The sequence below is a fragment of the Acidovorax sp. FG27 genome (assembly GCF_040365715.1).
GTDB lineage: Bacteria > Pseudomonadota > Gammaproteobacteria > Burkholderiales > Burkholderiaceae_C > Paracidovorax.
Window position 1 is genome coordinate 612,057 of the sequence record NZ_BAABVY010000009.1, and the last position, 19,965, is coordinate 632,021.

At 69.2% G+C, this 19,965-nt stretch carries 12 protein-coding genes, 2 tRNA genes and 1 riboswitch; of the genes, 6 read left to right on the forward strand and 8 right to left on the reverse strand.

What is annotated here, in order from left to right; all coding sequences use genetic code 11:
- Positions 1-20 precede the first annotated feature (20 nt).
- The 4 genes from ABWV53_RS09800 to rnr form a co-directional block, all read right to left on the reverse strand.
- Positions 21-1,331: a c-type cytochrome gene (locus ABWV53_RS09800; protein ID WP_353365343.1), complete on the reverse strand. Its 1,311-nt coding sequence runs from the start codon at positions 1,329-1,331 to the stop codon at positions 21-23.
- Positions 1,328-2,101, reverse strand: a complete 774-nt coding sequence (locus tag ABWV53_RS09805; RefSeq protein WP_502903859.1) for a c-type cytochrome — start codon at positions 2,099-2,101, stop codon at positions 1,328-1,330. The genes ABWV53_RS09800 and ABWV53_RS09805 overlap by 4 nt, the downstream gene beginning before the upstream one ends.
- On the reverse strand, positions 2,094-2,843 hold the full coding sequence (locus tag ABWV53_RS09810; protein ID WP_353366684.1) for an SDR family oxidoreductase: 750 nt from the start codon (positions 2,841-2,843) through the stop codon (positions 2,094-2,096). The genes ABWV53_RS09805 and ABWV53_RS09810 overlap by 8 nt, the downstream gene beginning before the upstream one ends.
- Positions 2,844-2,992: 149 nt before the next feature.
- A complete protein-coding gene (gene rnr / locus ABWV53_RS09815; RefSeq protein ID WP_353365345.1) occupies positions 2,993-5,305 on the reverse strand; it encodes a ribonuclease R in 2,313 nt (770 codons plus the stop codon).
- Between the two features lie 18 nt (positions 5,306-5,323).
- On the opposite strand from rnr, the gene ABWV53_RS09820 reads away from it, so the two are divergent.
- Positions 5,324-5,408 (forward strand) — tRNA-Leu (locus ABWV53_RS09820).
- 204 nt (positions 5,409-5,612) lie between these two features.
- Positions 5,613-5,697: transfer RNA gene (locus tag ABWV53_RS09825), tRNA-Leu, on the forward strand.
- Positions 5,698-5,949: 252 nt separating this feature from the next.
- Here ABWV53_RS09825 and ABWV53_RS09830 read toward each other — a convergent pair.
- Positions 5,950-8,694: a DUF349 domain-containing protein gene (locus ABWV53_RS09830; protein WP_353365347.1), complete on the reverse strand. Its 2,745-nt coding sequence runs from the start codon at positions 8,692-8,694 to the stop codon at positions 5,950-5,952.
- Positions 8,695-9,001: 307 nt separating this feature from the next.
- Positions 9,002-12,796, reverse strand: coding sequence for a DUF748 domain-containing protein (locus ABWV53_RS09835; RefSeq protein ID WP_353365349.1), 3,795 nt, complete (start codon positions 12,794-12,796; stop codon positions 9,002-9,004).
- 725 nt (positions 12,797-13,521) lie between these two features.
- On the opposite strand from ABWV53_RS09835, the gene ABWV53_RS09840 reads away from it, so the two are divergent.
- The 3 genes from ABWV53_RS09840 (at position 13,522) to nrdR (ending at position 16,373) form a co-directional block, all read left to right on the forward strand.
- Entirely contained in the window at positions 13,522-14,418 is an 897-nt protein-coding gene (locus ABWV53_RS09840) for a lytic transglycosylase domain-containing protein (protein WP_353365351.1), read from the forward strand.
- 38 nt (positions 14,419-14,456) lie between these two features.
- A riboswitch (ZMP/ZTP riboswitch) is annotated at positions 14,457-14,609 on the forward strand.
- Between the two features lie 35 nt (positions 14,610-14,644).
- The gene (gene glyA / locus ABWV53_RS09845) at positions 14,645-15,889 is read left to right on the forward strand and encodes a serine hydroxymethyltransferase (protein ID WP_353365353.1); all 1,245 of its coding nucleotides are present in this window, start codon (positions 14,645-14,647) and stop codon (positions 15,887-15,889) included.
- A gap of 34 nt (positions 15,890-15,923) precedes the next feature.
- Complete coding sequence (nrdR, locus tag ABWV53_RS09850) at positions 15,924-16,373, forward strand: transcriptional regulator NrdR (RefSeq protein ID WP_353365355.1); 450 nt, start codon at positions 15,924-15,926, stop codon at positions 16,371-16,373.
- A gap of 385 nt (positions 16,374-16,758) precedes the next feature.
- On the opposite strand, the gene aroC is transcribed toward nrdR, so the two are convergent.
- Positions 16,759-17,856 carry a chorismate synthase gene (gene aroC / locus ABWV53_RS09855; protein WP_353365357.1) on the reverse strand — a complete coding sequence of 366 codons (1,098 nt, stop codon included), beginning with the start codon at positions 17,854-17,856 and terminating at the stop codon, positions 16,759-16,761.
- A 243-nt stretch (positions 17,857-18,099) separates the two neighbouring features.
- Entirely contained in the window at positions 18,100-18,552 is a 453-nt protein-coding gene (locus ABWV53_RS09860) for a CBS domain-containing protein (protein WP_056667544.1), read from the reverse strand.
- A gap of 102 nt (positions 18,553-18,654) precedes the next feature.
- On the opposite strand from ABWV53_RS09860, the gene ABWV53_RS09865 reads away from it, so the two are divergent.
- Entirely contained in the window at positions 18,655-19,965 is a 1,311-nt protein-coding gene (locus ABWV53_RS09865; RefSeq protein ID WP_353365360.1) for an O-acetylhomoserine aminocarboxypropyltransferase, read from the forward strand.

A 19,965-nucleotide genomic window follows, 5' to 3' on the forward strand; every position in this document is an offset into this window, starting at 1 on the left:
AGAGCGGTGCCGCCCCGAGCTTAACCCGGGGCGCGGCGCTCCCGCACGCGCTGGACATCGAGGCTGTCCAGCGGCGGCGCCCGGTTGCCCCAGGCATTGCGGACGTAGGTCAGCACGGCGGCGATGTCTTCGTCGCCCAGCACCTGCTGGAACGGCGGCATGCCGTAGGGCCAGGGGTTTCCGGGTGTCGCCGGGGCGTAGCCTCCTTGCAACACCATGCGCACCAGGTTGGTGGGATTGCCGAGGTTCACCGCGCGGTTGGCGGCCAGCGCGGAGAACTGCGCGGGCTGCCCTTGCCCCGACGCGCCGTGGCACTGCGCGCAGTGTGCCGCGTACACCGCCGCGCCCCGCTCCATGACGGCGGCGCCCGGCACGGCGGCCTTCGGCGCCTCGGCGCGGTTCTGCTGCGGCAGGGACTGCAGGTAGACCGCCATGGCCCGGGCGTCCTCCGCGTGCAGGTACTGCGTGCTGCCGAAGACGACGTCGGCCATGGGGCCGGACACGGTCGCCCGCGGGGATTGCCCGGTCTGCAGGAGCGCCACGATCTCTTCCAGCGGCCAGTCAGCCACGCCTGCTTCGTGCGGCGCCGCCAGCGAGGGAGCCAGCCAGTTCTGCACCGGCATCATTCCGCCGCGCAGGGCGGCCGCATCGACGGTGGCGCCCCAGGCGTTGCGCGGGGCGTGGCAGGCGGCGCAGTGTCCCAGGCCCTGCACCAGGTAAGCGCCCCGGTTCCATTCCGGTGGCCGGTCCTGGTCGGGAACCCACGCACCGGGCCGGAAATACAAGGCCCGCCAGGCAGCCACCGCCGCCTGGGTGTTGAACGGGAACCGCAATGCATGCGGGCGGCTCGCCTGCTCTACCGCCGGCAGCGAACGGAGGTAGCCGAAGATGGCGTCGGCATCCTGGCGGGTGACGTGGGTGTAGCTGGGGTACGGAAACGCCGGATACAGCAGCCGGCCATCGCGGGATATGCCGTGGTGCAGGGCGTTCCAGAAGTCGTCGGCGGACCAGCGCCCTATTCCCGTCTTCGCGTCCGGCGTGAGATTGGGGCCGTAGATCGTGCCGAAGGGTGTCTCGATGCCATGTCCGCCGGCGAATGCCGCCCCGCCCTGCGCCGTGTGGCAACCCATACAGTGGCCCAGGCGCGCCAGATATTCGCCGCGCCGAATGACATCCGCACCCTGGGCCGGCAGGACGGACTGCGACGCCGGGGCCGGTTCGGCCACGTGCTGCCCCACGGCCCGCCATAGCACCGAACCGACCGCCAAGCCCACCAGCAGGCCCACCGCCAGGACCGCCGCGAACCATCGACCCACCCGAGCCCGGCTCATGGCGTCCGGCCCCCGTGGGGCGTGGCACCGAGACCACCGCAGGGCCATGGCGGCGGCAGGGTGGGCAGCGGGCTCGCAGACGGCGGCGGCAAGGACTGCGCGGCCAGCCACGCGGAGACCGCGCCGATGTCGTCCGGCGTGAGCGCATCGGCGACGCGCGCCATGCAGTCGGGCGCGTGCGCGCGGCGCTGGCCTGCCTTCCAGGCCCCGATCTGCCCGTTGATGTAGTCGCGAGGCAGGCCCAGCAGGCCGGGCACGTAGTCGCCACCACCCGCCAGGGCCGGGCCATGGCACTGGGCACAGGCCGGCAGGCCGAGCGCAGGGTCGCCCTGCAGCGCGAGCCGGGCCCCACGCCGCAGGGTGGATTCCGGTGCCTTGGCCGGCGCCGCTGGCGGATAGGGCACATCGAGCGCGGCGAAATAACGCGCCATCTCCCAGAGATACGCATCGCTCATGTGCCGGAGCAGATGCGCCATGGGCGCATAGTTCCGGCGTCCGTCCCGAAAGTTCTGCAGCTGGTTGTAGAGATACCCGGCAGGCTTGCCGGCGATGCGCGGAAAGTAGCCTTCCGGCGTGGCGCGCCCCTCCTTGCCATGGCATGCGGTGCAGGCCAGCACACGGGGCGCCATCTCCGCTGCGGTCAGCGCCTGGGGCAGCGCCCCAGATGGCCACAGCGCGGCCACCACCAGCCCCATCGTCCCCGCCAGGCCACGCCAGCGTGGCGCCCAGGCAGCCCGGGCGCTGCGTGCGGGCAGCGCCCCGCTAGCCACGACCGGCGAACGGCATCTTGGTCGCCATGACGGTGTGGAACATGACATTGGCTTCGAGCGGCAGGTTGGCCATGTAGAGCACGGACTGCCCCACGATGTCGACGTCCATCAGCGGCTCGGGGGCGACCTGCCCGTGGGCCTGCATCACCCCCTGGGTCATGCGCTGGGCGAGCTCGGTCCCGGCATTGCCCACATCGATCTGGCCCACGGCGATGTCGTGGTGGCGCCCGTCGAGTGATGCCGTCTTGGTCAAGCCCAGCACGGCATGCTTGGTGGCCGTGTAGGCAATCGAATTCGGCCTTGGCGTGTGGGCGGAGATGGAGCCGTTGTTGATGATGCGGCCGCCTCGCGGCGACTGCGCCTTCATCACACGGAAGGCGTTCTGGATGCCGTAGAACATGCCGCTCAGGTTGATGTCCACCACCTGCTTCCACTGCTCGATCGGCAGCTCGTCGATGGGCACGGCCGGCGCACCCACGCCCGCGTTGTTGAACAGAAGATCGACCCGGCCGAACGCATCGACGGCGCGATCAAACAGCGCACGGACCGACTGCGGATCGGACACGTCGCAGGGAACGGCCAGCACGCGGGGCCCGGCCCCCGACTCCTCGGCCACATCCTGCAACGGCTGCGGCCGGCGCCCGCTCAGCACCACCGTCCAGCCGTCCCGCAAGAGAGCCAGCGAGGCCGCCCGCCCGATACCGGTGCCCGCCCCGGTCACGATCGCCACCTTGTTCTTCATCGTCACGATTCACCTTCCAAGTAGTGCGGCCGCGCGCGGCATGGCCGCCGGATCGGACCGCTATCTGCACCGCAGCCCGGCGCGCATGGGCCTGGGACTGTGGTGTTCTGGCCTCCCGGCTCGGCAACCGGGCCGGACTCGCCTGCCGCTCAGCGACGGGAGCGCCGCGATTTGGGCGCGCTCTTGCCCGCGGGCTTCTTCGCCGGCGCCTTGGCGGAGGCAGCACCCCCGCGCGCCGACCGGTCCTTGGCCGCTGCACCGCGGGAGCGCGAGCCACGGCCACCGCGGCCCGAGGCAGGCGCATCGTCCAGCGCCACGTCATCACGGGGCGACCGGGGCGCCTCACCGCCGCGCTCGCGCTGGGACTTCACGGGCGCGTAGGCCTCGCCGTCCTTCACCAGGCGGAAGTCGATCTTGCGGCCGTCGAGGTCCACCCGGCTGACCTGCACGTTCACGCGGGTGCCGATGGCATAGCGGATGCCGGTGCGCTCGCCGCGCAGTTCCTGGCGCGCCTCGTCGAACTTGAAGTACTCGCCCCCCAGCTCGGTAATGTGCACCAGGCCTTCCACGTACATGGCGTCGAGCGTGACGAAGATGCCGAAGCTGGTCGCGGAGCTGACCACGCCGGAATACTCCTCGCCCAGATGCTCGCGCATGTACTTGCACTTGAGCCAGGCTTCCACGTCGCGGCTGGCTTCGTCGGCGCGCCGCTCGTTGGCGCTGCAATGCAGGCCGGCGGCCTCCCAGGCCTGGACTTCCTTGGAGGGCGGCGGCGCCTCCTTACGCGGCTTGTTCGTGGGCGCGGCTACCCGGGCAGCCAGCCGCTTGGCGAGCTTGGCATGGGCTTCGCCCGGTGTCGGCAGCGCCGGGAGCCGGTACTTCGTGTTCCCCAGGATCGCCTTGATGACCCGGTGGACCAGCAGGTCCGGGTAGCGCCGGATGGGGCTGGTGAAGTGGGTGTACGCCTCGAACGCCAAGCCGAAATGGCCGCTGTTCACGGGCGTGTAGATGGCCTGCTGCATCGAACGCAGCAGCATGGTGTGGATTTGCTGCGCGTCGGGCCGGTCTTTCGTCGCCGTAGCGATGGCCTGAAATTCCGAGGGCTTGGGATCGTCCCCGATGGTCATGCCGACGCCCATCGCCTTCAGGTAGTTGCGCAGGATCTCCTGCTTTTCCGGCGTGGGGCCCTCGTGCACGCGAAACAGGCCTGGCTGCCTGCCCTGGGCGATGAAATCGGCGCTGCAGACGTTGGCCGCCAGCATGGCCTCCTCGATCAGGCGGTGGGCCTCGTTGCGCGTGCGCGGAACGATCTTCTCGATCCGTCCGTTGTCGTCGCAGATGATCTGCGTCTCCGTCGTCTCGAAATCCACCGCGCCGCGAACCTGCCGCGCCGCCAGCAGGGCGCGATACACGTCGTGCAGATGCAGCAGATCCTGAACGCGCGCCTTGCGCCTGGTGGCTTCCGGGCCCCGGGTGTTGGCCAGGATGGCGGCGACCTCGGTGTACGTGAAGCGGGCGTGGCTGAACATCACGGCCGGGTAGAACTGGTAGGCGTGGACCTCGCCCTTGGCGGTGACGAGCATGTCGCACACCATGCACAGACGCTCCACCTCGGGGTTGAGCGAACACAGCCCGTTGGACAGCTTTTCCGGCAGCATGGGGATGACGCGGCGCGGGAAATACACGCTCGTGGCGCGGTCGTAGGCATCGATGTCGATGTCGCTGCCCGTTTCCACGTAATGGCTCACGTCGGCGATGGCCACCAGCAGGCGCCAGCCCTTGGCGCGCCCCACCTTGGCGGGCTCGCAGTAGACGGCATCGTCGAAATCGCGTGCGTCCTCGCCGTCGATGGTGACGAGTGGAACGTCGGTCAGGTCGACGCGGTTGCGCTTGTCCTGCGCACGCACCTTGTCGGGCAGGGCCTTGGCCTGCGCGAGGCAGGCCTCCGAAAACTCGTGCGGCACGCCGTACTTGCGCACGGCGATCTCGATCTCCATGCCCGGGTCGTCGACCTCGCCCAACACCTCCTTGATGCGGCCCACGGGCTGGCCGAACAGCGCGGGCGGCTCCGTCAGCTCGACCACCACGACCTGGCCTGGCTTGGCCGAGCCGGTCGCGCCCTTCGGAATCAGCACGTCCTGGCCATAGCGCTTGTCTTCGGGGGCCACCAGCCAGACCCCGCTTTCCTGCAGCAGCCGGCCGATCAGCGGCTGCGCGGGCCGCTCGATGATCTCCACCACGCGCCCCTCGGGACGGCCGCGCCGGTCCTGGCGCACGATCCGCACCCGCACGCGGTCCTTGTGAAGCACTGCCCGCATCTCGTTGGGCGGCAGGTAGATGTCTCCTTCGCCGTCGTCACGCAGTACGAAGCCGTGACCGTCCCGGTGCCCCTGCACACTGCCTTCAATTTCTTCCGTTCCCGACGACGAATTGGTACCGGGGTTCAATTTTTTGATATACAATCTAAGTCTTTCCTGAAAGCCCAGGTGGCGGAATTGGTAGACGCACTAGTTTCAGGTACTAGCGAGTAACATCGTGGAGGTTCGAGTCCTCTCCTGGGCACCAAGTTTAACGAGAACCCGTCAGGGTTTCGAAAAGAAAAGCCGCTTTGTACGAAGCGGCTTTTTTATTTTCCGAAGCGGCCCGGGCGGGTGGTCTGATCGGCTCCGGCCACCGGCCGCGCAACGTCACAGACGCGATGCAGCCGTGGCTTCATCGATTTGCTTGAACAGGCAAAAAACTGTTCTATAATTCGATCTTTCCTGAAATGCCCAGGTGGCGGAATTGGTAGACGCACTAGTTTCAGGTACTAGCGAGTAACATCGTGGAGGTTCGAGTCCTCTCCTGGGCACCAAATGCAAAAAGCCGCTGTGAACACAGCGGCTTTTTTTTGCCCGCTCGAAGCCGGCAGGCACGAAATCCAGACGGCAGCCCGTGTGCAGGCGTGCAGGCGTGCAGGCGTGCAGGCGTGCAGGCGTGCAGGCGTGCGTGGCGGGCGAGCCGGGCTGGGCACGAGGACAAGGTCGACACCCTTGCGCCCTCGCCCGCACCACCCTGCCCTCTTGCCCCGTCCAAGGCATCGCGAGATGCCGGACGGGCGCTCGCCTCACTTGCGCAGCAGTGCCTTCAGCGCGTTCTGCAGGCGGCGCGCGGTGGCGTCGTCGCTGGCGCTGGCCAGCACGCGCGCGGCGTCCTGACCCCACGTCTGGATGGGCGCGGGATCGTTGCGGCGCGTGAGCAGCTGCAGCTGCAGGGCCCGGCGCTCGGACAGCTGTTCCGCCGGGGTCGGTACCTCTGCCGCCATCTCCAGACGCAGCAGCGACTGCGACGCATCGCCCGACGGAGCGGAAGACAGGGCCTGCGCCCACGCCGTGCGGGTCGCGGCATTGACCTGCCCGCCGAGTTCCTGCGCACTCGGCAGCAGGGCCGGGTCGCGCTGGCTCCACGCGGACAGCACCTGGGTCAGCGCCTCGCCATGGGCCTGCGCGGCCAGCTTGCGCAGCGCGGCCTGGGCATGCTCGATGGCGTCACGCTGGGCGCGGAACGCCGCGTCGCCCAGACGGGGGCCGCGGGCTTCAGGCCCATCGCCGCGGTCGCCGAAGCGTCCGCCGCGGTCCGCGCCAAAGCGATCGCCACCGGGGCGACCCGCATCGCGCGGGCCGCGCGCGCCCTCCCGGCCGCCACGGCCTTCGGGGCGGCCGCGACCGCCCGCCATGGCAGGCGCGTCTTTCTTCATGCCGGGACGGTCATCGCCGCGCACGGCCACCACGGGGCGCGGCGCCGGCTTGGGAGCGGCGGCCGCTTCGGGCGCTGCAGGGGCCTGCGCTTCGCCGTCGGCATCGGTTGCTACATTTTCAATAGCGCCAGGCGTAGATTCCACGAGCGCGGGGGCCGCATTGGGCTTCGAAGAAGCACCGGCGGCCTCCTGGTTCCCCTGGGCCTGGCTGCGCAGCGCGGCTTCCAGGTCGGCCATGGCCGTGCGGATGCGCTGGGCGTCGCCGCTGGCATTGGCCGCTTCCAGCGCCTTGGAGGCCTCCAGGACGGCGCGGTCGCGTGCGCTCATCTCGGTCGTGGCGCGTTCGCGGTCGGCGGTCTTGCGGTTGAACGCATCGTCGATCGGCTTGCGGAATGCGTCCCACAGCTTCTGCTCGTGCTTGCGGTCCAGCGGAACCGACTGGGCCTCCGCCTGCCAGCGCTGCTGCAGGGCCTTGACCGCGTCCACACGCAGGCTGGGCGCGGCGCCCAGCTGGGCGGCTTCCTCGATCATGGCCTGGCGGCGGGCGACGCTCTCCTTCTGGGAGTTCTCCAGCGGCGCGGCCGCTGCGGCGAATGCCTGCTTCCACTGCGGCTGCAGCTCCGCGAAGATCTTCTCGCCGACATGGCCGCCATCGCGCCAGCGGTCGCTGAACTGGTGCAGCGCTCGGTTGACGGCCTTCAGGTCGGACGCCATCGCGGGCAGCTGGTCCTGGGTCCAGGCCTTCAGCTCGTCGATGAGCGCGACCCGCTGCGCCTTGTGTTCGGCAGCATCGGCACGGACCTTGTCCAGCCACGCCTCGACCACCTTGTGCGCGGCGTTGCAGGCTTCGTCGAACTTCTTCCACAGTGCATGGTTGGCCGGTCCGCCCTGGTCGGCCTGTTTCCACTGGTCGCGCAGCTGGCGCAGGGTTTCCTGCATCTTGCGGCCGCCCAGCGCCTGGCCGTCGGGCCGCTTGAGCAAGCCCTCGGCGCGCGCCACCAGGTCTTCGCGGACCTGGTCGGCGCCCCAGCGCTGCCAGCCCTCGAGCTCACCGGCCGCCACCAGCGCGGTGTGCACGCGCTGCTCGAGCGCGCTGTCGATGTGCTTGCCTTGCGTCTTGAGCACGGCGCGCAGGGCGGCAGCCGCTCCGGCGCTGGCCTTGCCATGGCCCTCGGCGGTTTCCTGTTCGAGCTTGGCAAGCGCCTCGCTCACCGCCTGCACGGCCTTGTCGCGCACCTGCGGATCGACCTTCGGTTTGGCGGCTGGACGGGGCTCGCTCTTGGCGGCTGCCGCGGCGGCCTCGGAAGGCAGGCCCCGCGCCACGCGCAGTTCATCCGCCCAGACCGGAACCGATGGCAAGGGGGTGTTGGCGTCCTCGGCCGCCGCGGCGGCCTGCGCCACCGCCGGCTGGAAGGCATCCCACACCAGCAGCAGCTGCGCGCGCGAGGCGTCCAGCAGCGGCGGGAAGCGGGCCTCCACGCTCGGCCACGACGCATCGCCCGTCAGGGTCTCGGCCTGCTCCTGCCAGCGGCCGACGTCGGCGCGCAGCACTTCCAGCGCGGCCTGGGCGTCACGCCACGGCTTGGTGGAAAGCACCTCGATGCGCTGGGCCAGCAGCACCGCCGCCTCGCGCTGCACCTGCACGCGGTGCTGCAGGTCTTCGATGACCTTGATGCGCTCGGCCAGTTGCGCCTTCAGCGCCGACAGGGGCTCGCGCGACAGTGGCGCGCCGGCCTTGGCGGCGTCGCGCTGCCAGGCCATCGCGTCGGCGATATTGAGCTTGGGGGCCGCCAGCAGCGCCCGGGCCTTGTCGGCCCACTCGGCGGCGATGGCTTCCTGCCCCTTGGCACGACGCAACTCGTCGAGGCGCTCGCGCACGGCGCGCGCCGCGCCCTTGTCGCGGGCGCTCAGGTCCTTGAACACTTCCTGCAGCTGGTCTTGCTCGGGCTGCGTGGCCAGCCAGTCGCGGATGCGCGAAGCGCGTTCGCCGGAGGTAGGGGCAGAAAAGGCGCCGCCCGTCAGCGCATCGAGGGGATGCGGCTCGGAGGCCTTGGCCGGGGCCGGATTCACTTCAGGTGCGTCGGACATGGTGCTGCGGGAGGAAAAAGGGAACATGGATCCAGTAGGGAGGAAGGATGGCCGGCGGAACACCAGCGCCGACGGGCCGATTCGCGCCGGGAGGCGCGGCCCATCGAAAACGCTATTTTCGCCCGGTTTTGCCCTGTGCCGAAGGCGGCGTGATCGCCGCCGGTGGCGCAGGGTCATTGCGGCTATCGCCGTTCAGGGATGACAAGGCAGTTGGGGGCGCAGCGGCGCAGTGCAAGCGCGGGTCGGGCAGCAGCGCCACCACGCCCCGGAACGTACCCTTTTGGCCAACCCATTGCGCCGGTCGCAGGCCGCTCGGAGCGTGCGCCGCCCGGCGCTAACGCCGACCCAGACTCAACTCCGCCTGCGGCGCCCACCCGTCGCCGGAGGCATCCGGCCGGGGTGCCCCCAGGAACAGCCGGTCGGTCGGTATCGACCGTGCCGCCAGGTAGTCGCGCACCGCCACGCCCCGGGCGATGGCCAGGTTGCGCATGGCGTCCTGCGGCACGGGGATGTTGGCCAGCAGCAGGTTTTCCATCTCCTGCTGGGGCATGTCCTTGGCCATGCCGACCAGGTTGCGGGGCTTGGCGATGTCGGCGCGCCGATAGGCCTCGCGCAGCAGCGGCAGGTATTCAGCCTCGGTCACCGGCGCGACCTGGGCCGCCTCCTGGCCGGCCCGCGCGGCGGCGCGTCGTTTCTCGGACAACACCAGATCCTGCAGGCGCTGACGCTTCCAGCCCTCGCGCTCCGCCTCCAGCGCCGCCTCCCCGACCACCGTCAGGTTCAGCGCCGGCCGGTCGGCGAGCGCCTTGGCGACCGTATCGAGGCGGGCTTGCGCCGCCGGTTGCAGCACGGCGCTGCCGGGCGGGAAATCGACCTTGTCCAGCTCCTCGCCACCGCCGAATCCGCCGGTCAGCAGCGCGAACGGCGAGGTGACCGCCTTGACGATCAGGTTGCCCAGCACCTTCCAGATCAGCGACCCCACGCTGAACTGCGGATCGTTGAGCGAGCCGCTGATCGGCAGATCGACGTCGATCACGCCATTGCGGTCGGCCAACAGGGCCACGGCCAGCCGCACCGGCAGGCTCGCGGGCGCGCCTTCGATCGGTTCGCCGAACACCAGCTGGCGCAGCACCAGCCGGTTGCTGGCGGTCAGCTCCCCGCTCGGCAGCACGCGGTAGTTGACGTCCATTGTCAGCTTGCCGCGCTCGATGCCGTGGCCCGCGTACTTCACGCTGTAGGGCGAGAGCGCGGGCAGGTCCAGGTCGCGCATGCGGCCCCGGATGTCGAGCGCCAGCGGCTGGGCCAGCGGGTTGACCTTACCGCTGATCTCCACAGTGGCCGTACCTTCGGCCTTGCCCCGCAGCTCCAGGTCGGCCATGGGCCCATCGCCGCCGGCACCGGGCCTGGCCGACGAGATGGCACTCAGGCGACCCGCCAGTTCGCTGAGGTCGGCGGAATAGTTCGGCTTCACGAAGCGGTCGGAGAACTGCACGCTGCCGCCGCTGAGCGTGATCGGCCCGAAGGCCAGTACCGGGCTGTCTGCCGGCGCCGCGGGCTTGCCGCCCCGCTCACCCGGCGACGGTGACGGTGATGGGGACGCGCCCGCACCCGTGTCCGCCGGGGCGTTGGCGGCAGCATGTGGCCTGAAGGCGTCCTGCAGGTTGATGCGACCGTTTTCCTGCAGCACCACACGGGCGAAGAAGTCGGTCAGCGCGGTTTCCTGCACCTGCAGGGCCAGGGGGCGGCCGGGGAGCATGGCCAGATCGATGCCGCGCAGCCCCAGCGATTTCCAGCGCACGAGGTCGCTGCGCCCCGCCCCGCCCACCGAGGCCGTGGTGTCCGACGCCGTGCCGCCGTCGGTGGCCTCGGTGCCGCGCACCCGCAGCTCGTCCAGCGTGGCGTCGCCCCGCACGGTGGTGGAGGTGCCGCGTTCGCTCTGCGCCACCGCCAGTTCGCCCGAAAAGCTGCCCTCGGCACGGGCGATGCGCACGTTCAGCTGGTCTGCCACATAGGGCTCCAGCGCCTGCAGCGGCACATGGCTGGCCTGCACGCGGCCTTGCAGTTGCAGAGGCGCGGTGCGCAGCGTGCCCTCGTAGGCCACGCGACCCGGCTCGAATCGGCCGGACCCGACGCGGGCCGAGAAGGTGAGCGCCGACTGCGGCGCGGCACCCGCCTTTGCCAGCGGGGCGGCATCGCGCAGGCGGATCTGCAGCGACGACACATCGACCGCCACCGGCCGCACGTTCGAAGCGTCGCGGAACGCCACCGCACCGCCTTCCACGCTCGAGTCGGCCAGCGTGACCGTCCAGGCAGGGGACTGGGGGCCCTTCGGGGCGGGGCCGTCCGGGGCGGCGGCGGGTGCCGGCGCCAGCCAGTCCTCGAAGGCCCAGCGGCCGTCCGCATCGCGCGCCACATGGAAACGCGGCTCGGCCCAGGCCAGCCGGCCGATGCGTACCTCGCGCTGCGCGGGGCGCACCCAGGCGTCTTCGACGGTCAGGCTTCGCCAGTCCGCCAGGCGGCGCTGGCCCGGGCGCGGCATGCCAGCTTCGGCCAGCGTGGCGCCACAGCCTGCGCCGTCGCCGGCGCATGCCAGGGCGACATCCCGCGCGGACACCCTGGCGAGCCGGGCCAGCCAGGCGGAACCGTTCCAGGCCAGGCCCAGGTCGGCGTCGAGCGCCCCGCTGATGCGTGGCCGCAGGTGGGCCTGCAGATAGGGCGACGCCAGTGCCAGCGGCACCGACCGCAGCGACACCGCCGCAGATGCCGACGACAGCGTGGCCTGCCCCGCGAGCGCCAGCCGCCCCGCCTGGCCCGGCGCGGAATCACCCGAGAACTCGGCCTCGGCCTGGAAGTGCAGCGGCTCCTTCAACGGCCAGGCGATGCCTGAGCTGGTGAGGTTCACGCCACGGGCCTCCCACCGGGCACCGCCTGCGGCCTGGTCGGTCCAGCCCAGCCGGGCCTGGCTGAGCGAAGCGCGCTCCACCTGAATGCGCCAGGGCTCCCCGCTGGGCGCGGCGGCACGGGCACCTGGCGCCCCCGGCGACGCGGGCGGCCCGCCCCAAGGGACTGCGGCCGAGGCGCCCGCCGCCTCGCCAGAGAGCAGGTCCAGCGCGCCGTCGGCCCGGCGGCGCATCTCCACATGCACACCGAGGCCATCGACGGCGGCGAGCCGAACCCGGCGCTGCAGCGGCTGCACGCTGCCCAGCTGCACGTGCAATGCGTCGAACGCCACCGTCTCACGCCCTTGCCGGTCCAGCAGTCGGGCATCGTGCACGGTCGCCGTTCCGGAGAGGTCGACCGAAGGCTGCTCGGCTTGCTCGAAAGCCACCTGCAGATCGGCATCGAGCCGGCCGGACTGCAGCCGCAACGGCAGGCTGGCGGGCAGGTAGGGAGCCAAGGGAGCGAGGTCGAACTGCTGGATGCGCAAACGCACGTCGGCACGGTGATCGGCCGCGAACGGAGTTGCCTCGGCCGTGGTTTCGAAGGGGCTGCCGTTGAGCAGGAAGGCCAGCCGCGGCGTCACGGTGACCTCGCGGTGGGTCGGCAGGGTGCTGAGAAAGGGGAGCGCCAGGCGCAGGTCGCGCACCGACTGGGTCCGTCCGGCGACCCGGTCCTCGTAGTCGATCGCCCCGCCGGAGACCGACAGGTTGTACAAGGCCAGCCGGGCCGGGCCGTTGGATGCGTCCGGGGCCGATGCGCCCGGGCTCGAGGCCAGACGCTCGATCACGTCGTCGATGTCATGGCGGCCAGGCGCGACTTGCGCCCAGCGCACCACCGGCTCTTCGATGTCGATGGCGTCGATGACCGGGGCCAGCCTTACCAGGGACTGGATGGCCGCATCTATATAGAGGCGTCCGATTTCCACCTGGGAGCCGCTGCCGTCCGCCGTCGCCATCTTCACGCCGCGCAGCTCCAGCTCCAGCGACCACGGCTTGAACTCGACCGCCTCGACCGTCACCGCACGGCCCAGCCGTTGCGTGCCTTTTTGCTCCAGTTGCGCCTTCAGCACCACGGGAACCAGCCACCAGGCCAGCACACCCAGCAGCACGACGGCCGCCGCGGTCCAGCCCAGGGCTCGCAACACCCGCAGGGCCCATGGCGCACGGGAAAAAAAGAAGTTGGATGACAAGATGTTTCTGAACGAGGCGGCAGGAACAGGCATTCCACCAGAAACGCCCCCATGCACCTTGTAAAGAAACGAAAAAAAGAAAGCCCGGTGACGAAAGGATTCGTCACCGGGCTTGACGGCGGACACGAAGGTCCTCTGCCATCGATTTGCGTCCCCGAGATGAACGTCGGTTCGGCAGGAAGCAAGGTATTGCTTCCGAGGGTGGCCAGCCGGGACTCCTGCCGCAGGTCCATGGCGCTGAACGCCCTCGGACACGCTGCAGAAGCCCCTTTTGGCATGCCTGTCGCAACAGGCAATGCCACCTTACCCCGCACTCGGCACCCGCGCAAATGCTTTCGTCAATGGTCCGGGGCCCGTCCATTGACGACCGTTCCGCAAGGCCGCCAAAAGTGTGACAAACCCATGTCCAGGCCCCTGGTGAAAACCCTTGAATTTCGGCAAGTACTGTGATTTCCTACAGTTTTGTTATCATATATTGTTCTAAGAAACTGGTTTGTTAGTGTTGACCTAGCATTTAGAGCGCTCCTAGAATCCGCCAGCCCGAAATTCCGGGCTGGTTCAAACCCCCACTCCGCTGCCGACCCCGGCTAAGTCAGTTCGCATCCATCGACACGCTGCCGCGTGCGACGCGAACTCGATGGCGTACCAATCCAGGCGAGAAGCCTGGCAGCGCCCCCTGATCCCAGGAGGGTGCTTCACAGGTCTCGACTCAGAAAGGAAGAGCTATGACAGCGTCAGGAACATGGTTGGCCGGTATACGAACGTTCGTCTCCGATGTCACCGACGGCTTTCTGGAAATCACCCACAGCGGTTTCGCCCTCGTCGGGCTGGCCCTGGCCTTCGTGGTCATCACCCTGACGGCCCGGCCCGACCTGCGCGATGCGGGCGAAGCGCAGTTGCGCAACTGGCTGCAGGCCCGCCAGGTGGCGATGCTGGGCGCACCGGTGGAGCCGGGCGCCAGCGAACGCGCCACCGCCAGCAACCCGAAGGATCTTCCTAAGGAGCAGGCGGCCGTCGCGTACTGGCTGAGCAAGAAGTACCGCGTGGCGCCCGAGCCGCTGGCGGTGCTGGTGTCCGAGGCCTACGACATCGGCTCGCGCACCAAGCTCGACCCGACCCTGATCCTCGCCATCATGGCGGTGGAGTCGAGCTTCAACCCGTTCGCCCAAAGCTCGGTGGGCGCCCAGGGCCTGATGCAGGTGATGACCCGCGTGCACACCGACAAGTACGACAACTTCGGCGGCCACTTCGCGGCCTTCGACCCCGTGTCCAACCTGCGCGTGGGCGTGAAGGTGCTGCAGGAATGCATCACGCGGGCGGGCTCGCTCGAGGGCGGACTGCGGCACTACGTGGGCGCGGCCAACCTGCCCGACGACGGCGGCTATGCGGCCAAGGTGCTGGCCGAACACTTCCGCCTGCGCCAGGTGGCCGCGGGCCGCTCGGTGCCGCTCACCACGCCCCAGCCGATGGCGCCGCCGCCACCCGCCATGCTGTCCACCAAGGCGCCGGCATCGGCTGCGCCTGCCGCCCCGGCCTCCACGACCGGCACCACGGCCACGGCGGCGCCCGAGGCGGCACCGGCCAACGAGAAGGTCGCCCTGCTGACGGGCGCCGAGGGCTGATCCCCCGCGCCCAGGGCCATTGGCGGCTCGGCTACACTAGCAGGGCACGCGACTGGCGATAGGCGCGGCGACCTTTTTCGGGGCGCCGCCGCTGACGTGGAATCCGGCAGGAGGCACCTCCTGTGACCACTGGGAAGCGTGCCGCACCGATCTCGTCGCCGTGCGTTCCGCCGTTCGCCTGGGCAGCCCTTGTTGCAAGGGACACAAGTCATAGGACTGCCACGCCATGTACCAACGCCATATCCTTGTCGAACAAGCCGATCCCGAAGTGTGGGCGGCCATCCAGGCGGAGAACGTTCGCCAGGAAGAACACATCGAGCTGATCGCCAGCGAAAACTACGCCTCGCCCGCCGTCATGGCGGCGCAAGGCTCGCAGCTCACCAACAAGTACGCCGAGGGCTACCCGGGCAAGCGCTACTACGGCGGCTGCGAAAACGTCGACGTCGTCGAGCAACTGGCCATCGACCGCGTGAAGCAGCTCTTCGGCGCCGATGCCGCCAACGTGCAGCCCAATTCGGGCTCGCAGGCCAACCAGGCCGTGCTGCTGGCGTTCCTCAAGCCTGGCGACACCATCCTCGGCATGAGCCTGGCCGAAGGCGGCCACCTGACTCACGGCATGCCCCTCAACATGAGTGGCAAGTGGTTCAACATCGTCTCCTACGGCCTGAACGACAAGGAAGAGATCGATTACGACGCGCTGGAAGCCAAGGCGCGCGAGTCCAAGCCCAAGCTGATCATCGCCGGCGCCTCCGCCTACAGCCTGCGCATCGATTTCGAGCGCTTCGCCAAGATTGCCAAGGAAGTCGGCGCCATCCTGTGGGTGGACATCGCCCACTACGCCGGCCTGGTGGTCGCGGGTGAATACCCCAATCCCGTGCCGTTCGCCGACGTGGTCACCTCCACCACGCACAAGAGCCTGCGCGGCCCGCGCGGCGGCATCATCCTGATGAAGGCCGAGCACGAGAAGGCGATCAATTCCGCCATCTTCCCCGGCCTGCAGGGTGGCCCGCTGGAACACGTGATCGCCGCCAAGGCCGTGGCCTTCAAGGAGGCGCTGACGCCTGAATTCAAGGCCTACCAGCAGCAAGTGGTGAAGAACGCCAAGGTGTTCGCCGAGACGCTGATCGCGCGCGGTCTGCGCATCATCAGCGGCCGCACCGAAAGCCACGTCATGCTGGTGGACCTGCGCGCCAAGGGCATTACCGGCAAGGTGGCCGAAGCGGCCCTGGGCCAGGCCCACATCACCATCAACAAGAACTCCATTCCGAACGACCCGGAAAAACCGATGGTGACCAGCGGCATTCGCGTGGGCACGCCCGCCATCACCACGCGCGGCTTCAAGGAAGAGGAAACCCGCATCACCGCGAACCTGGTGGCGGACGTGCTGGAGAACCCGCACGACGAAGCCAACCTGGCCGCCGTGCGCGCCAAGGTGCATGCGCTGACCAGCCGCTTCCCGGTCTACCGTTGAAGCGCGACCGACGCGCCGCCACCGCCCGCCCGCGATGAAATGCCCCTTCTGCAGCCACGCCGAAACGCAGGTGGTGGAGACACGGGTTGGCGAGGACGGTGATTTCGTGCGGCGCAGGCGCCAATGCGGCGCCTGCGAAAAGCGCTTCACCACCTACGAGCGGCCCGAAGTCAACTTCCCCACCATCGTCAAGAAGGACGGACGGCGGGTGGACTACGACCGCGCCAAGCTCACCGGCTCGTTCACGCTGGCGCTGCGCAAGCGGCCGGTCAGCACGACCCAGATCGACAGCGCCATCGAGCGGATCGAGGAAAAGCTGCTCAACCTGGGCCAGCGGGAGATCTTCTCCAACCGCATCGGCGAGCTGGTCATGCGCGAACTCAAGAAGCTCGACAAGGTGGCCTATATCCGGTTTGCGAGCGTCTACCGCAGCTTCGAGGACATCGACGACTTCCGGGCGATGGTGGACGAGGTGCGCAAGTAGCCATCCGGCCGGCAGGCCGTGCGCACAGGCTGCGCACGTTACCCGCCGACGTGGCTTTATGCCGGCGCCTACCTTGGCCGAATTCGGCTCATGTCGAATGCTATTTTTTTGATAGCTACCAGCGTTTATTCCTCGGGCGCTTGCAGCCTATTTGACTGCTAGTCCACCACGAACTGCTGATAGCGGATGGCCGCCCGGCAGGCCGATACCAGGCAGTGAACCGTTCGCCTCGCGCTTGCCGAACGGCTGGCAAGCCCCTTGCCCTGGCTTCGACAAGCTCAACCCGAAAACGGACTTGTATCCACCGACCGGCATGGGCCCGGCAGGCGGGTCAGGCGCAGACAGGGCCGCGCCCTCCCCGGCCTCGCCTTGCCCTGCCTGCGACTCAGGAGCGCGACGCCTTGATCGGCGCCACCGCCGCCACCACGTCACCGCATTGGGCACGGTGCCGCAGCGCATGCTCCATCAGCACCAGCGCGAGCAGCGCCTCGGCGATGGGCGCGGCGCGGATGCCGACGCAGGGGTCGTGCCGGCCCTTGGTGATGACCTCGGTGCTCTGGCCATGCACGTCGATCGACTCGCGCGGACTGATGATCGAGCTCGTCGGCTTGATGGCGATGGTGGCCTCGATGTCCTGGCCGCTGCTGATGCCCCCCAGGATGCCGCCTGCGTTGTTGCTCGCGAAGCCGTCCGGCGTCAGCGAATCGCCGTGGGTGGTGCCGCGCTGGGCCACACTGTCGAAGCCCGCGCCCATCTCCACCCCCTTGACCGCGTTCAGCCCCATCAAGGCATGGGCGATGTCGGCGTCGAGCTTGTCGTAGAGCGGCTCGCCCAGGCCCACCGGCACGCCGGTCGCCTGCACGCGCAGCCGTGCGCCGCAGGAATCGCCGGCCTTGCGCAGCGCGTCCATGTAGGCTTCCAGTGCCGAGACGTCGGCAACGGGCGCGAAGAACGGGTTGTGCGGCACGTGGTCCCAGCTCTCGAACGGAATCGGCAGCTCGCCGATCTGGGTCATGCAGGCGCGGAACGCGGTGCCGTACTTCTCGCGCAGCCACTTCTTGGCGACGGCGCCAGCCGCCACGGTGGGCGCCGTCAGCCGCGCCGAAGAACGCCCGCCGCCACGCGGGTCGCGGATGCCGAACTTGTGCCAGTAGGTGTAGTCGGCATGGCCCGGGCGAAAGCTCTGGGCGATGTTCGAGTAGTCCTTGCTGCGCTGGTCGGTGTTGCGGATGAGCAGGGCGATGGGCGTGCCGGTGGTGCGGCCTTCGAAGACGCCGGAGAGGATCTCCACCGCATCGGGTTCGGCGCGCTGGGTGACGTGGCGGCTGGTGCCGGGCCGGCGGCGGTCCAGGTCGGCCTGGATGTCGGCCTCCGACAGTTCCATGCCCGGCGGGCAGCCGTCGATCACGCAGCCGATGGCCGGGCCGTGGGATTCACCGAAGTTGGTGACTGCGAAAAGGGTGCCGAGTGTGTTGCCGCTCATGGCGCGGGATTATCCCAGAGCCCCAGCGGGAGCCGGTGACGTGCGGCCCCACCGACAAAGAAAAGCAGCGTCAGAGCCAGTCGACGGGCACGGGGTCTGCGCCGGCACGGCCCCGCCCATCAGATGGCCGCAGAGCAGGCCAAGCCAGCGGACCCCGCGGAACCGGCTTCGCCCGGCTGCTGGCGTCGTTCCCCATCCCGGCGTGCGCAGCGCGACGAAATAACGGGGAAACCGCGCAGCGGCTCAGGGGGTTGGTGCCTTCTCTTCAGGCCAGTCGCGGATGTAGGCCTTCAGCATCTGGTTCTCGAAGTTCTGGCTGTCCACCACGGCCTTGGCCACGTCGTAGAAGCTGATCACGCCCATCAGCATGCGCTGGTTCATCACCGGCATGTAGCGGGCATGGCGGCCCAGCATCATGCGGCGGACCTCGTCCATCTCGGTTTCCAGCGTGCAGGTGAGCGGCGCGTCGTCCATGGCCGTGCGCACCAGCATCGTGCCCACGCTGCCGCCGTTCTTGACCGTCGCCTGGATCACCTCGCGGAAGGTGAGCATGCCCACCAGGTCGCCGTGGTCCATCACCACCAGCGAGCCGATGTCCTTCTCGGCCATCACCTGCACCGCCTGCGACAGCGGCTCGTCCGCCGTCACCGTATAGAGCGTGCTGCCTTTGACGCGAAGGATGTCACTGACTTTCATGGGTGTCTCCGGGGATTCAGGCCCGCGCGGGCCACGGGTAGATAACGAAAGAATATAGCCCACAATGTCCCGCACATCCGTACATCAGGAGACAAGACAACCATGCCCGGCTATTCCGATCCCGGCTTCGACACGCTGGCGCTGCATGCAGGCGCCGCACCCGACCCCGCCACCGGCGCGCGCGCCGTGCCCATCCACCTCACCACCTCGTTCGTCTTCGAGTCGAGCGACCACGCCGCCTCGCTCTTCAACCTGGAGCGGCCCGGCCACGTCTACAGCCGCATCAGCAACCCGACCAACGCGGTGCTGGAGCAGCGCGTGGCCGCCCTGGAAGGCGGCGTGGGCGCCATCGCGGTGGCCAGCGGCCAGGCCGCGCTGCACCTGGCGATCTGCACGCTGATGGGCGCGGGCAGCCACATCGTCGCCAGCACCGCGCTCTATGGCGGCTCCCAGAACCTGCTGCACTACACTCTCCGTCGCTTCGGCATCGAGACCACCTTCGTGAAGCCGGGCGACATCGACGGCTGGCGCGCCGCCGTGCGCCCCAACACCAGGCTGTTCTTCGGCGAAACCGTGGGCAACCCGGGCCTGGACGTGCTGGACATTCCTGCCGTCGCGCAAGTGGCGCACGACGCCGGCGTGCCGCTGCTGGTCGATTCCACCCTGACCTCGCCCTGGCTCATCAAGCCTTTCGAGCACGGCGCCGACCTGGTCTATCACTCGGCCACCAAGTTCCTCTCGGGCCACGGCACGGTGATCGGCGGCGTGGTGGTCGATGGCGGCAGCTTCGACTGGGACGGCCCGCGCTCGAAGGGCAAGTTCGCCGAGTTGACCCAGCCCTACGACGGCTTTCACCAGATGGTGTTCACCGAGGAATCCACCGTGGGCGCCTTCCTGCTGCGCGCCCGGCGCGAAGGGCTGCGCGACTTCGGCGCCTGCATGAGCCCGCACACCGCCTGGCTGATCCTGCAGGGCATCGAGACGCTGCCCCTGCGCATGGAGCGCCACATGCGCAACACGCAGCGCGTGGTCGAATTTCTGGCCGTCCAGCCCTTCGTGGCGCGGGTGGGCCATCCGCTGCTGGAATCGCACCCCAGCCACGCACTGGCGCAGCGGCTGCTGCCACGCGGCGCCGGCTCGGTCTTCAGCTTCGACCTGAAGGGCACCCGCGCCCAGGGCAAGGCCTTCATCGAGGCGCTGAAGGTGTTCAGCCACCTCGCCAACGTGGGCGACTGCCGCAGCCTGGTGATCCACCCTGCCAGCACCACGCACTTCCGCATGAGCGACGAGGCGCTGCAGCAGGCAGGCATCTCGCAGGGCACCATCCGCCTGTCCATCGGGCTGGAGGATGCGGACGACCTCATAGACGACCTGAAGCGCGCGCTGAAGGCCGCCGAGAAAGCGGGAGGCTGA